Source organism: Streptomyces sp. NBC_00400, assembly GCF_036048035.1.
In the GTDB taxonomy this organism is placed as follows: Bacteria; Actinomycetota; Actinomycetes; order Streptomycetales; family Streptomycetaceae; genus Streptomyces.
The window spans coordinates 6,984,540-6,998,094 of record NZ_CP107940.1 but is presented as its reverse complement, the minus strand read 5'-3'; the positions used below and the strand labels follow the sequence as shown (position 1 = coordinate 6,998,094).

Annotated in this window: 11 protein-coding genes and 1 pseudogene; 3 read left to right on the top strand and 9 right to left on the bottom strand. The window is 71.1% G+C overall.

Annotated elements, in window-relative coordinates; translation table 11 throughout:
• Positions 1–29: 29 nt before the first annotated feature.
• Genes ruvX through OHS81_RS30680 form a run of 4 tightly spaced genes read right to left on the bottom strand, consistent with a single transcriptional unit; the run spans position 30 to position 3,965 of the window.
• Positions 30–494: a Holliday junction resolvase RuvX gene (ruvX, locus tag OHS81_RS30695; RefSeq protein WP_088796744.1), complete on the bottom strand. Its 465-nt coding sequence runs from the start codon at positions 492–494 to the stop codon at positions 30–32.
• A gap of 14 nt (positions 495–508) precedes the next feature.
• Positions 509–3,178 carry an alanine--tRNA ligase gene (gene alaS, locus OHS81_RS30690; protein WP_328388602.1) on the bottom strand — a complete coding sequence of 890 codons (2,670 nt, stop codon included), beginning with the start codon at positions 3,176–3,178 and terminating at the stop codon, positions 509–511.
• The gene (locus tag OHS81_RS30685; protein WP_328388600.1) at positions 3,178–3,522 is read right to left on the bottom strand and encodes a DUF6167 family protein; all 345 of its coding nucleotides are present in this window, start codon (positions 3,520–3,522) and stop codon (positions 3,178–3,180) included. The genes alaS and OHS81_RS30685 overlap by 1 nt, the downstream gene beginning before the upstream one ends.
• Positions 3,523–3,530: 8 nt before the next feature.
• On the bottom strand, positions 3,531–3,965 hold the full coding sequence (locus OHS81_RS30680) for a DUF948 domain-containing protein (protein WP_328388598.1): 435 nt from the start codon (positions 3,963–3,965) through the stop codon (positions 3,531–3,533).
• 193 nt (positions 3,966–4,158) lie between these two features.
• On the opposite strand from OHS81_RS30680, the pseudogene OHS81_RS30675 reads away from it, so the two are divergent.
• Positions 4,159–6,446, top strand: a pseudogene (locus OHS81_RS30675) (ATP-binding protein); the annotation flags it as partial.
• A gap of 31 nt (positions 6,447–6,477) precedes the next feature.
• Here the strand turns inward: OHS81_RS30675 and rpsD are convergent.
• Positions 6,478–7,089, bottom strand: a complete 612-nt coding sequence (rpsD, locus tag OHS81_RS30670; RefSeq protein WP_129297355.1) for a 30S ribosomal protein S4 — start codon at positions 7,087–7,089, stop codon at positions 6,478–6,480.
• 182 nt (positions 7,090–7,271) lie between these two features.
• Between rpsD and OHS81_RS30665 the strand changes: the two genes are divergently transcribed.
• Positions 7,272–8,024, top strand: a complete 753-nt coding sequence (locus tag OHS81_RS30665; protein ID WP_328388596.1) for a DUF2470 domain-containing protein — start codon at positions 7,272–7,274, stop codon at positions 8,022–8,024.
• Between the two features lie 24 nt (positions 8,025–8,048).
• Here OHS81_RS30665 and OHS81_RS30660 read toward each other — a convergent pair whose 3' ends face one another.
• The 4 genes from OHS81_RS30660 to OHS81_RS30645 all read right to left on the bottom strand — a co-directional run bounded on the left by OHS81_RS30660 (position 8,049) and on the right by OHS81_RS30645 (position 12,484).
• Complete coding sequence (locus OHS81_RS30660) at positions 8,049–9,419, bottom strand: replication-associated recombination protein A (RefSeq protein ID WP_328388594.1); 1,371 nt, start codon at positions 9,417–9,419, stop codon at positions 8,049–8,051.
• 110 nt (positions 9,420–9,529) lie between these two features.
• Positions 9,530–10,171, bottom strand: a complete 642-nt coding sequence (locus tag OHS81_RS30655) for a vitamin K epoxide reductase family protein (protein ID WP_328388592.1) — start codon at positions 10,169–10,171, stop codon at positions 9,530–9,532.
• 325 nt (positions 10,172–10,496) lie between these two features.
• Positions 10,497–11,759, bottom strand: a complete 1,263-nt coding sequence (hisS, locus tag OHS81_RS30650) for a histidine--tRNA ligase (RefSeq protein ID WP_328388590.1) — start codon at positions 11,757–11,759, stop codon at positions 10,497–10,499.
• Positions 11,760–11,770: 11 nt separating this feature from the next.
• A complete protein-coding gene (locus tag OHS81_RS30645; RefSeq protein WP_328388588.1) occupies positions 11,771–12,484 on the bottom strand; it encodes an MBL fold metallo-hydrolase in 714 nt (237 codons plus the stop codon).
• 162 nt (positions 12,485–12,646) lie between these two features.
• Here OHS81_RS30645 and OHS81_RS30640 point away from each other — a divergent pair, with 162 nt between their 5' ends.
• The gene (locus OHS81_RS30640; protein WP_328388586.1) at positions 12,647–13,474 is read left to right on the top strand and encodes a peptidylprolyl isomerase; all 828 of its coding nucleotides are present in this window, start codon (positions 12,647–12,649) and stop codon (positions 13,472–13,474) included.
• Positions 13,475–13,555 lie beyond the last annotated feature (81 nt).

Here is a 13,555-nt window from a genome sequence, read left to right as displayed (position 1 = left end):
ACATCGCGCGGAACGTTACCGTACCGCGATCAGATGACCACTTCGACGCTCTCGCCCGGGGGTTCCCCGGAGACACGTTCGGCCTCCAGCGCGCTCTGCAGGATCACCACCGCGGCGGCCTGGTCGACCACCGAGCGGCCCTTCTTGCTGCGCACACCCGAGGCCCGCAGCCCCTGGGTGGCCGTGACCGTCGACATACGCTCATCGACCAGCCGGACCCCTACGGGTGCGATGTTCCGGGCCATCTCCTGGGCGAAGCCCCGGACCTTGGCCGCGGCCGGCCCCTCTCCCCCGCTGAGGGAGCGGGGCAGGCCGACCACGACTTCGAGGGGTTCGTACTCCTCGACGATCGCCTTGAGCCGGCGGTGCGCTGACGGGACGTCACGTCCCGGGACGGTCTCGACGGGGGTGGCGAGGACCCCGTCGGGGTCGCACGAGGCGACCCCGATACGGGCGTCCCCGACATCCACGGCGATGCGCCGTCCGCGTCGCATCTCACTCACGCGCGTCAGGCCGCCTCGGCGACAAGGCGCTCGACGGCCTCGATGGCCTCGGGCACCGCGGCGGCGTTCTGCCCGCCGCCCTGGGCGACGTCCGGCTTGCCGCCGCCACCGCCGCCGAGCGTCTTGGCGGCCGTACGCACCAGGTCACCGGCCTTGATGCCGCGCTCGCGGGCGGCCTCGTTGGTGGCGATGACCGTCACCGGGCGGCCATTGGCCACTGTGAAGAGCGCCACAACCGCGGCCCGGCCGCCCTGGATCCGCCCGCGGACATCGAGCACCAGCTTGCGCAGGTCGTCGGCGGAGGTGCCGTCCGGGACCTGGCCGGCGGCCAGCGCCACACCGCGGACGTCCTTGGCGCCCTCGGCCAGCCCGGCGGCGGCCTGCAGCACCTTCTCCGCGCGGAACTTCTCGATCTCCTTCTCGGCGTCCTTCAGCTTGGCCAGGACGCCGGAGATCTTCTCGGGCAGCTCCTCCGGGCGTCCCTTGACCAGCTCGGTGAGCTGGGAGACGACGGTGTGCTCGCGGGCGAGGAACTTGTAGGCGTCCACGCCGACCAGCGCCTCGACGCGGCGTACACCGGAGCCGATGGAGGACTCGCCGAGCAGCTTCACCAGGCCCAGCTGAGCGGTGTTGTGGACGTGGGTGCCGCCGCACAGCTCCTTGGAGAAGTCACCGATGGTGACCACCCGGACGCGGTCGCCGTACTTCTCGCCGAATTCGGCGATGGCGCCCTGCTTCTTGGCGTCGTCCATGCTCATGACCTCGGCATGGACGTCGAGCTCACGGGCGAGCACGTCATTGATCTTCTGCTCGACGTCGGTGAGGACCGAGCCCGGCACGGCGGCCGGCGAGCCGAAGTCGAAGCGGAAGCGGCCCGGGGAGTTCTCCGAACCGGCCTGGGCGGCCGTCGGGCCGAGGGCGTCGCGCAGCGCCTGGTGGGTGAGGTGGGTGGCGCTGTGGGCGCGGGCGATGGCCCGCCGGCGGGTGACGTCGATGGCGGCGTACCCGGCGGAGCCGAGCACCACCTCGCCGACCTGGACGACGCCCTTGTGGACCGTGACGCCGGGCACCGGCTGCTGGACGTCGCGGACCTCGACAACGGCGCCGGAGTCCAGCTTGATCCGGCCGGTGTCGGCGAGCTGGCCGCCGCCCTCGGCGTAGAAGGGGGTGCGGTCCAGGACGACCTCGACCTCGTCGCCCTCATGGGCGGCGGGCGCCGGGACGCCGTTGACCAGCAGACCGACGACGGTCGACTCGCCCTCGGTCGCGCTGTAGCCGGTGAATTCCGTGGCGCCGGACTTGTCGGCGACCTCGCGGTAGGCCGACAGGTCGGCGTGGCCGCTCTTCTTGGCCTGGGCGTCGGCCTTGGCGCGGTCCCGCTGCTCCTTCATCAGGCGGCGGAAGCCGTCCTCGTCCACCGAAAGGCCCTGTTCGGCGGCCATTTCGAGGGTGAGGTCGATCGGGAAGCCCCAGGTGTCGTGGAGCAGGAAGGCCTTGTCGCCGGGCAGGACCGTGCTGCCGGTGGCCTTGGTGTCGGTGACGGCGGTGTCGAGGATGTTGGTGCCGGCCTTCAGCGTCTTGACGAAGGCGGCCTCCTCGGCGAGGGCGACCGTCTCGATGCGGCGGCGGTCCTCCAGCAGCTCCGGGTACTGCTGGCCCATGGTCTTGATGACCACGTCCAGCAGCTCGCCGATGACCAGCCCGCCGGCGCCGAGCAGGCGCATGTTGCGGATGGCGCGGCGCATGATGCGGCGCAGGACATAGCCGCGGCCCTCGTTGCCGGGAGTGACGCCGTCGCCGATGAGCATCGTGGACGTACGGATGTGGTCGGCGACGACGCGCAGCGAGACGTCGGTGTCGTCCGAGGCGCCGTAGTGCACGCCGGAGAGCTCGGTGGCCTTGTCGATGACGACTCGGAGGGTGTCCGTTTCGTACATGTTCGGGACGCCCTGCAGGATCATCGCCAGGCGTTCGAGGCCGAGTCCGGTGTCGATGTTCTTGCTGGGCAGCTCGCCGAGGATCTCGAAGTCCTCCTTGCTGGTGCCCGCACCCCGCTCGTACTGCATGAAGACCAGGTTCCAGATCTCCACGTACCGCTCGTCGTTGACGGCCGGGCCGCCCTCGACCCCGAACTCCGGGCCGCGGTCGTAGTTGATCTCGGAGCACGGGCCGCAGGGGCCCGGGACGCCCATGGACCAGTAGTTCTCCTTCTTGCCCAGCCGCTGGATGCGCTCCTTGGGCACGCCGATGACCTCGTGCCAGATGCGCTCGGCCTCGTCGTCCTCCAGGTAGACGGTGATCCAGAGCTTCTCCGGGTCGAGGCCGTAGCCACCGTCGGCCTGGGAGCCGGTCAGCAGCTCCCAGGCGTACTTGACGGCGCCTTCCTTGAAGTAGTCGCCGAAGGAGAAGTTGCCGCACATCTGGAAGAACGTGCCGTGCCGGGTGGTCTTGCCGACCTCTTCGATGTCCGGCGTACGGACGCACTTCTGGACGCTGGTGGCGCGCGGGGCGGGCGGCTTGACCTCACCGAGGAAGTACGGCTTGAAGGGGACCATGCCCGCGTTGACGAGCAGCAGCGTCGGGTCGTCCGCGATGAGCGACGCCGACGGCACGACGGTGTGCCCGCGCTCCTCGAAGAAGCGCAGCCAGCGGCGGCGGATTTCAGCCGACTCCATCAGTGGTCCTCTTTTCCAGTCGGTCCGGTCAGACCGGTAGATCCGGTTGTTCTCGTGGTGCGGTACTGCGGTTCGAGCACCGCACGGCGCGGCGCGGGCAGCTCGCGCACCTCGCCCGTCCCGCCGAGGCCCAGGGCCTCCTGCAGCTGCTCTTCACGGTCCGCCATTCCGGCCCGTACGTCCAATGCAAATTGGCGCAGCCGGTGTCCGGTCTCGACGGCCCTGTCCGCGGCCTGTGCGGCGAGACTGTCGGGCTGCAGCTTGCGCAGCTTGCGGTGGACCTTGTTGGTGGCCCAGACGCCGGCGGCGGCGCCGGTGGTGAACCAGAATGCGCGGCGGAACATCGCTGTGATCAGTCCTTGGAGCGGCGGTTGCGGCGCCCGCCGCGGCGGGCGCCGGGCAGGGTACGGCCGAAGAGGACGGTGCGCTCGGGTTCCGGCTCACCCTTCTTGCCGATCGCGCGGCGCACGCCGTAGCCGAACGCCGCCACCTTGACCAGCGGGCCGCCGAAGGCGGAGGAGACGGTCGAGGAGAGCGCGGAGGCGTTGGCGGTGACCTCTTGGACGTCGGCGGCAATGGCGTCGACGCGGGCCAGCTGGGTGTGCGCGGAGCGGACGGTCGCGGAGGCGTCGGCCAGCAGCGGGACGGCCTGCTCGGATACCTCGGCCACCATCTTGGTGGTCGCCTTGAGCGTCTGCGCGAGCCTCACCAGCACGAGGGCGAGGAACGACACCAGGATCGCCCAGAAGACGGCCACGAGGATCCCGGCCACCTCTCCACCGGACACGTTGGCACCACACTCCGAATGATTTGGTCTGGGCTCATTCCCGCTCGGCTGTCCCGCTCGAACGGCACCCTTGACCTTATCGCGCCGTGACTGTCCGTCCGTACCCCGTTCCCCCTCGAACGCGGAGCGCGGGCCCGGGATTCCCGAGGCGTGATTGTACGGTCCGCATCCTGCCGAGTACGCTCCGTGTGCCATGCGACGCCTCACGCGCCCCGGCCCTGCTCCCCGCCCCTCCCCCGCGCGTCTGCGGGAGCCGGACCGGCCGGGGAATCTGCCCGCGGAGCTGGGCGGCTTCATCGGCCGCCACGACGAACTGGCCGCGCTGGCACGGCAACTGGAATCCGCCCGGCTGGTGACCCTCACCGGCCTGGGCGGCGTCGGGAAATCGCGGCTTGCCCGCCAGGCGGCAGGGATCTTGCAGGATCGCTTCTGCGACGGGGTGTGGCTGGTCGAACTGGCCGCCCTGCGCGAGCCACACCTCCTGGAACACACCGTCGCCGAGGCGCTGGGGGCCACCGACCACAGCGGCCGCCCGCCGCGCACCGCTCTCTGTGACCTCCTGGCCGACCGGGACCTGCTGCTCGTCCTGGACGGCTACGAGCACCTGGTCGACGCCTGTGCCGACCTGACCGGGCAGCTGCTGCGCCGTGCCCCCGGGCTGACGGTGCTGGCCGCGGGCCGGCGGCCGCTGGGGCTGGACGGCGAGCGGACCGTGCCGCTGCCGCCGATGAACACCGCCGACGCGGCCGCCCTCTTCGCCGAGCGCGCCGCCGCCGTCGTCCCCGGGTTCACCGTCGGGCCGGCCGACGAGGCGGCGGTCACCGAACTCTGCGACCGGCTCGACGGCATTCCGCTCGCGCTGGAGCTGGCCGCCGGACGGCTGCGCGCCCTGTCCGTGGACCAGGTGCTGCACCGGCTCGACGACCGTTTCCGGCTGCTGACCGGCACCCGCCCGCGCCGCTCCCCCGGGCTCTCGGCCCCGTTCGGGCGGGAGGGGACCCCGTCCACGCTGCCGGCCCCGCGCGAGCCCGGCGGACCCCCGCTCCGCCACCAGACGCTGCGTACCGCGATCGGCTGGAGCCACGAGCTGTGCACGCCCGGGGAACGGCTGCTGTGGGCGCGGCTGTCGGTCTTCGCCGGGCACTTCGATCTGGAGGCGGCCGAATACGTCTGCTCGGGGCCGGAGCTGCCGGCCGGTGAACTCCTCGACGTCCTCACCGAGTTGGTCACCCAGTCGGTACTGGTGCGCGAGGAGACCGCGGCCGGGGTCCGCTACCGGATGCTGGACACCGTACGGGCCTACGGGGCGGGCTGGCTGGCGGTGACACCCGACGGCGAGCGGCTGCGGCGCCGGCACCGCGACTGGTATCTGGGGCTGGCCACCTGGTGCGAACTGGACTGGTTCAGCTCCCGGCAGGCCGAGATCGCGGCCCGGATCGAGGCCGACCTGCCCAATGTGCGGGTGGCGCTGGAACAGAGCCTGCAGAGCCCCGCCGATACCCACCTGGGCCAGTACCTTGCGGGCACGCTGTGGTTCTACTGGGTGGGCTGCGGCCGGCTCGCGGAGGGCAGGCACTGGCTGGACCGGGCCCTGGAGCGGGAGAGCAGCCACGACGAGGCCCGGATGAAGGCGCTGTGGGTGGCCGGCTATGTCGCGGCGCTCCAGGGCGACACCGTCGGCGCGCTGGGGGCCCTGCAGGAGTGCCGTGACGAGGCCGAGCGGACCGGCAACGCCACCGCTGCCGCGTATGCGCTGCACCGCACCGGCTGTCTGGCCCTGGTCAGCGACGACATGCCGCGCGCCGAGAAGCTGCTGCGCGCGGCGCTGGACCGCTACCGGGAGATCGGCGAGCTCAACAGCAATGTGCTGCTGGGGCAGGTCGAGCTGGCGATGGCGGTGGCCTTCCAGGGTGAGCTGGCGGACGCGGTGCGCCTGTGCGAGGACGTCCTGGCGGTGTGCGAGGAGCACGGCGAGCGCTGGACGCTGGCGTACGCCCAGTACGTGCTGGCCTTCGCGGCCTGGTCCCGTGGCGACGGCGGGCGGGCCCGTGCACTGCTGGAGGAGTGCCTGGCCATCGATCACACCTTCCACGATCTGCTCGGGGCGGTGCTGACGATCGAGCTGCTGGCCCTGGTGACGCTCGGCGAGGACGACGCGGAGGAGGCGGCGGTGCTGCAGGGCGCCGCCGGGCGGATCTGGCCCTCGGTGGGGCTGCCGCTGTTCGGCTCGCGCCACTTCAACCAGCCGCATGCGCGGTGCGAGGAGCAGGCGCGCGAGCGGCTGGGGGACGAACGCTACGAGCACTTCCGGCGCGCGGGTGAACGGCTCGGCCTGGACGCGGTGGTGGCCCGGGTCCTGCGCCCCGCCGGCCCGCTGCCCGCTGCCCGCTGCCCGCACAGCTGCGCCCGGTGCGGAGCACGGCACCCGGGCACGAATGAGCCCGCCGCCTCCCCCTCCGCGAGGGCGGGGAGACGGCGGGCCGAGCGCGTGGCGCTGTGCCTGCTGTGGTGCTTAGCGGGCGTAGTACTCGACGACGAGCTGCTCGTCGCAGATCACCGGGATCTCCTTGCGGTTCGGGTCCCGGTCGAGACGGAACGCCAGAGCCGGCAGGTTGACCTCGAGGTAGCGCGGGGTCTCACCCTCGGTGTCGTAGCCACCCTCGCGGGCGACCTGGAAGGGGTGCTTCTCGCGGCTGCGCTCGCGGACCATCACGACATCGCCGGGACGGACGCGGAAGGACGGCTTGTCGACCTTGCGGTCGTTCACCGAGATGTGGCCGTGGACGACCATCTGACGAGCCTGGTAGATGGTGCGGGCGATGCCCGACCGCAGGACGAGCGCGTCCAGACGGCGCTCAAGCTCGATGATCAGCGCTTCGCCGGTCTTGCCTTCGACCTTCCGAGCGCGGTCGTAGGCACGCGCCATCTGGCGCTCGCTGATGTCGTACTGCGCACGCAGGCGCTGCTTCTCGAGCAGACGGACCTTGTAGTCACTGCTCTGCTTGCGGCCACGGCCGTGCTCGCCGGGCGGGTAGGGACGGGCCTCGAAGTACTTGACGGCCTTCGGCGTCAGCGCGATGCCGAGCGCGCGGGACTTCTTGACCTTGGGACGCGACTGGTTCACGTGGAACGTTCCTCCATGTAAGTTAGGTGAGGCTTACCTTAGCGCGAGGAGAACGCATGTTTCGACCTGGGATCCCCCTGCCCAGTGCACACCGCACCGAGGCGGGTCAGCCGCGTCCCGTGGAAGGCGCCCAGCGGCCCTCCGCCGCCGAGCGCACACGAACCCTCGTCGAGTCCCATGCTATGGCGTCCTTGAGCATCCCCGGTGTCGAGGACCCCGACGAAGCCGGCCTCTCGGCTCCTGTCTGCCGGACCGTGACACCCGGTGGAGACGTGCTGTTGCTGGTTCCAGGGGACTCTGCGGCGGCTCGGGCGGCCGCGCACGCACAGGACGACGACCTCACAGCCGTGATGGAGATCACGGACGTCGCCCCGGTTTCGGTGCCCCATCGCATCCGCGGACGGGCCTGGGTGGCCGGCTGGCTGACCCCCGTACGCAATGACCAGCGCGCCGAGGCCGCCATGCTGCTCGCCGAGCGGCACCCGGTGGGCGAGCTGCTGGGCATCGGTGAGGCGCTGCAGCCGGACCCGGCACCGGGCCTGTACGGGCGGACCGCCTGGATGATGCTGCGCCTGGAGGTCGGCGAGGGCGCGGTGGACGATCTGTGGGGCGCCGAGCCCGTCGAGCCCGATGAGTTCGCCGTCGCGGCCCCCGATCCGCTGGCGACCCACGAGGCGGAGCTGCTGCAGCATCTGCACGCGGCGCACAGCGAGCAGGTGCGCGGGCTGTGCGCCCTGCTGGGCGACCGCAAGGAGGCCTGCGGGGTGCGCGACCGGGCCGTGCCGGTGGGCCTGGACCGCTTCGGTCTGCGGGTCCGCTTCACCGGCGCCGAGCAGCGGTCCTTCGACGCGCGGTTCGACTTCCCCGAGCCCGTGCGGGACGTGACGGAGCTGCGGCGGGCGATGCATCTGCTCTTCGAGGCGGCGGCCGAGTAGCCGGGGCGGGCGGAGCGGCCGGGGCTACTCCGTTGCGGCCTCGCCGGAGGCCGAGCGCAGGCGGGTGCGGACCCGCTCGGCCACATCGGCGTAGCGCGCCTCCGCGCCATGGCGGGTGGGTTCGTAATACCGCTTGCCGTGCACCTCGTCCGGTGCGTACTGCTGGGCCGCGATACCGCCCGGCAGGTCGTGCGGGTACTGATAGCCCTGGCCGTGGCCGAGCTTCTGAGCGCCCTTGTAGTGACTGTCGCGCAGATGCGGCGGTACCGCACCCGCCTGACCGGCCCGGACGTCCGCCAGGGCGGCGTCGATCGCCATATACGCGGCGTTCGACTTCGGCGCCAGGGCGAGCGCGATGGTGGCCTGGCTCAGCGTGATCCGCGCCTCCGGGAAGCCGATCATCGCCACGGCCTGGGCGGCGGCCACCGCGGTCTGCAGGGCCGTCGGATCGGCCAGGCCGATGTCCTCGCTCGCCGAGATCATCAGCCGGCGGGCGATGAAGCGCGGGTCCTCCCCCGCCTCGATCATGCGCGCGAGGTAGTGCAGCGCGGCGTCGACGTCCGAGCCCCGGATGGACTTGATCAGCGCGCTGGCGACGTCGTAGTGCTGGTCGCCGTCCCGGTCGTACTTCACGGCCGCCCGGTCGACGGACTCCTCCAGCGTCTGGAGGGTGATCTCCTTCTCCCCCTTGGACAGCGCGGATCCTGCACCGGCCTCCAGGGCCGTCAGCGCCCGCCGGGCATCGCCGCCCGCGATCCGCAGCAGATGCCCCTCGGTGTCCTCGGGGAGGGTGACCGAGCCCGCCAGCCCGCGCGCATCGCTCAGCGCGCGGTGCAGCAGCCCGCGCAGATCGTCGTCCGTGAGGGGTTCGAGGGTCAGCAGCAGCGAGCGGGACAGCAGCGGCGAGATCACCGAGAAATACGGGTTCTCGGTCGTCGCGGCGATCAGGGTGACCCAGCGGTTCTCCACTGCGGGCAGCAGGGAATCCTGCTGGGCCTTGCTGAAGCGGTGGATCTCGTCCAGGAAGAGGACGGTCTCCTTGCCGAAGCCGCCCGAGGCACGCCGGGCGCCGTCGATCACCGCACGGACCTCCTTGACGCCCGCCGTGATGGCCGAGAGCTCCACGAAGCGCTTGTTCGTCGCCTGGCTGACGACGTACGCGAGGGTCGTCTTGCCGATGCCCGGCGGCCCCCACAGGAACACCGAGGACGGCCCCGCCGGACCGCCGTTGCCCTCTCCCACCAACCGGCGCAGCGGCGAGCCCGGCTTGAGCAGATGCTGCTGGCCCACGACTTCGTCGAGGGTGCGCGGACGCATCCGCACGGCGAGCGGGGACCCCGCGGGGTCCTTCTCCTGACGGTCTTCGGCAGCTGCGGTGAACAGGTCGGGCTCCACGTCCACGAGCCTATGCCACCCCACTGACAACGCCCCGGGCGCCGTTGACGGCGGCCGGGGCGTGCGGTGGGTTCGTGCGGGCGACCAGGGCCCGTCGTGGGGATCAGGCCCTAGATCAGCGTGCTCCAGTACGACCACCACTTGGTGAGAATCAGCACCGCGATCACGCCGTACCAGAGCACGGGCACGACCCAGTGGAACTCCACCACCGCGCCGCGCAGCCCCCCGGGAGCCGGGATGATGCCGTGCTTGAGGTTGTGGGCGGTGGTGTACCAGAACATCAGGACGGTGACGCACCAGGTCAGCGTGCACCACAGGCACAGCGAGTTGATGCTGTACAGCGACTGGGACATCAGCCACATGCAGAAGACCGCGCCGAGGCCCGTGCCGATGTTCAGCCCGATCCAGTACCAGCGGCGGAAGCGGGCGCCGGCCAGCAGGGCCATACCGATCGCGATGACCACGCCGAAGCCGACCAGCCCGGCCATCGGGTTCGGGAAGCCGAAGACGTCTGCCTGCTTGCTCTGCATGATGTTGGTGCAGGAGATGATCGGGTTGAAGCTGCAGGCGGGCTTGAAGCTCGGGTCCTTCAGCAGCTCGAACTTGTCCAGGGTGATGATCCAGGCCGCCAGGATGCCCAGCGCACCGGTGATCACCAGAAGCAGCGCGAGGCCGCGGCCGGAACCGATGGTGTCCGCGCCGCTCGCGTGGTCGTCGTCGGTGGACACGTCGTCAAGCGCTGTCGTCGTCATATCGCCGTTCCGTCGATCCCTGGGGAGATGGGGCTGAAAACGGGTCCGCGAGCGCGGCACCGCCGTTCATTCTGCCCCAACTCCACCATGACCCACTGTGCGATGAACATAAAGGCGAAGCGGCCGTACACAGCGTTCTCTCAGGCTTCGCCCCGCTCCGGCCTGCCCGGCCGCCGGTCCGGGGGCGCGCCGTCGGCGGTGCGGCCGTCCCGGAATCCCTCCGCCGGGATGAATGCCCAGCCGGCATTGACACGGGACGCCCGGCAGCACGAGGGGCCCGGACGGCAGATCGCCGTCGGGCCCCTCACCCTCTCGCCGCGCGTCCTCAGCCCAGCCTGCGCCGGACCTCCCCGGCCACACCGTCCAGCGCCACCGCGGCCTGCTCACCGCTCTCCAGGTCCTTGAGCTGGACGACGCCCTCGGCCAGGTCCCGCTCGCCCGCCACCAGCGCCAGCCGCGCGCCGGAGCGGTTGGCGGACTTCATGGCGTTCTTCAGGCCCTTGCCGCCGAACGCGAAGTCGGTGGCGACACCGGTCCGGCGCAGCTCGGTGACCACACCGAACAGCACCCGGCGGGCCTCCTCGCCGAGCGGGACGGCGTACACGGCGGTGGCGGCGGGGATGTCGAGCGTGATCCCCTCCGCCTCCAGTGCCAGCACCGTACGGTCGACGCCCAGCGCCCAGCCGACGGACGGCAGCGCGGGCCCGCCGATCATCTCGGAGAGGCCGTCGTAGCGGCCGCCGCCGCCCACCGCGGACTGCGAGCCCAGGCCGTCGTGGACGAACTCGAAGGTGGTGCGGGTGTAGTAGTCCAGGCCGCGGACCAGCTTCTCGTCGTCCTCGAAGGCCACGCCCGCTGCGGTCAGCAGCTCGCGCACCTGCTCGTGGTACGCCTTGCAGGCCTCGCAGAGGTAGTCGCGGAGCCTGGGCGCCCCGTCGAGCTGCTTCTGCACCGCCTCGCGCTTGTCGTCCAGGACCCGCAGCGGGTTGATGTCGACCCGGCGCCGGGTGTCCTCGTCCAGGTCGAGTCCGCCCAGGAAGTCCTGCAGCGCGGCACGGTAGACGGGGCGGCACTCCTTGTCACCCAGGGAGTTGAGCAGGATGCGGAAGTTCCGCAGGCCCAGCGCGCGGTAGGCCTGGTCGGCCAGGATGATCAACTCGGCGTCCAGCGCCGGGTCTTCGGCACCGATGGCCTCGGCGCCGACCTGGGAGAAGTGGCGGTAACGGCCCTTCTGCGGACGCTCGTAGCGGTAGTACGAGCCGGAGTACCAGAGCTTGACGGGGAGGTTGCCGGCCTTGTGGAGGTTGGCCTCCAGCGCGGCCCGCAGCACGGACGCGGTGCCCTCGGGACGCAGCGCCAGGCGGTCGCCGCCCTTGGTCTCGAAGGCGTACATCTCCTTGGTCACGATGTCGGTGGACTCGCCGACCCCGCGCGCGAACAGCTCGACGTTCTCGAAACCGGGCGTCTCGATGTAGCCGTACCCGGAGTTCTTCAGCGGTGCGGCGATCGCCTCGCGCACCGCGAGATAGGTGGCGGACTGCGGCGGGATCAGGTCGTAGGTGCCCTTGGGGGCCTTGAAGGTGCTCACGGAAGCTCTCGTCACATTCCTCGTCGTGGAGCCGGGCTGAAGCCGTCTCCGAGGCCGGCGGCCACCTCCCACAGGAAGGGGTTGGTGGCGCGCTCGTGGCCGATGGTGGTCTGGGGGCCGTGGCCGGACAGGACGACGGTCGAGTCCTCCAGCGGCAGGCACACTCGCGCCAGCGACTGCAGGATCTCGGCGTGGTCGCCGCCCGGCAGGTCGGTGCGTCCGATGGAGCCGGCGAACAGCAGGTCGCCCGAGAAGAAGACCGGCGGAATGTCGGCCTGCTCGGGCATCCGGAAGGTCACCGACCCCTTGGTATGGCCCGGGGCGTGCGCGACGGAGAATTCCATCCCGGCGAGTTCCAGGGTGGCACCGTCGCCCAGCTCCTTGACGTCGTCCGGCTCGCCCACCGTGAGCTCACCCATGAGCTGCTGACCGATGGAGCGGCCGAGGGCCTTCTCCGGGTCGCTCATCATGTAGCGGTCCTCGGGGTGGATCCAGGCCGGGACGTCGTGCGCGCCGCACACCGGGACGACCGAGGCGACGTGGTCGATATGACCATGTGTGAGAACGACCGCGACGGGCTTGAGCCGATGCTTTGCGACCGCGTCCTCGACTCCTGGGGCCGCCTGGTGGCCCGGGTCGATGATGACGCACTCCTCGCCTGCGGCGGGGGCGACCAAGTAGCAGTTGGTGCCCCAGGCCCCGGCGGGGAACCCGGCAATCAGCACGTTCGTCCTTACGGTCGGTGTGGAGGCCGGCCCGCAAGGCCGCTCCTCCCGGACATCTCGGCAGCTCCAGAGCCTACCGGCGGGACTCCCGGCAGGGCGAACCCGTATACCGTACGGCCACGGCGCACGAGCGCGATCGATGATCGGACAAGGAGACGACCGGTGGTCAGCAAAGATCAGCGGCGGCGGCAGCTCGCCCGCGAGAAGTACGAGCGTCAGCAGCAACGGCGGTCCGCGGCACAGCGGAAGGCCAAACGCCGCAATGTGATCATCGCGTCCGTCGCGGCCGTCGCGCTGGCCGCCGGCGCCGTCGTCTACGTCTCCGCAGGCCTCGCGGGCGGCAGCGACCAGGAGGACCGGGCCGCGGCCCCGACGCCGTCCAAGGCGCCGGACCCGTGCGAGCGGCCCGCGAAGGGCAGCCCGTCGAAGAAGACCTGGGCCAAGGAACCGGCGATGTCGCTCGACACCTCGGCCTCCTACTCCGCGAAGCTGGCGACGACCTGCGGCACGATCGGCCTGAAGCTGGACGCCGGCAAGGCGCCGCACACGGTCAACTCCTTCGCCTTCCTGGCCGGCCAGGGCTACTTCGACCACAGCAAGTGCCACCGACTGATGGACGAGGGCATCTTCATCCTGCAGTGCGGCGACCCGAAGGGCACCGGCACGGGCACCCCCGGCTACACCATCCCGGACGAGAACCTGAAGGACCCACGGCTCAAGGGCGGCGTCTATCCGGCGGGCACGGTCGCGATGGCGAACCGCTACGACGGGGCGAGCGAAAAGACCCGCGACTCCGGCGGCAGCCAGTTCTTCCTCGTCTACCAGGACAGCAAGCTGCCGCCGAACTACACACCGTTCGGCACCGTCACGGGCGGTATGGACGTCCTGCGAAAGATCGCCAAGGCCGGCTCCACGACCGACCCGCAGACCCGCAACAGTGCACCCAACGCCACCGTCGTGATCGACAAGGCGTCCGTGAAGAAGTCCTGACCAGCCGGACGACCTGGGGCGGCGAGGCGGCGCCGCCCCGTGCGAACCGCGGAATTTCGTCGTGCTGGATGCGGACAGCGG

Coding starts and splice junctions, on each gene's coding strand:
- OHS81_RS30685 (WP_328388600.1), bottom strand. CDS start 3,522: ATGTTCCGCCGCGCATTCTGGTTCACCACCGGCGCCGCCGCCGGCGTC.
- OHS81_RS30665 (WP_328388596.1), top strand. CDS start 7,272: ATGGCGTCCTTGAGCATCCCCGGTGTCGAGGACCCCGACGAAGCCGGC.
- alaS (WP_328388602.1), bottom strand. CDS start 3,178: ATGGAGTCGGCTGAAATCCGCCGCCGCTGGCTGCGCTTCTTCGAGGAG.
- OHS81_RS30655 (WP_328388592.1), bottom strand. CDS start 10,171: ATGACGACGACAGCGCTTGACGACGTGTCCACCGACGACGACCACGCG.
- ruvX (WP_088796744.1), bottom strand. CDS start 494: ATGCGACGCGGACGGCGCATCGCCGTGGATGTCGGGGACGCCCGTATC.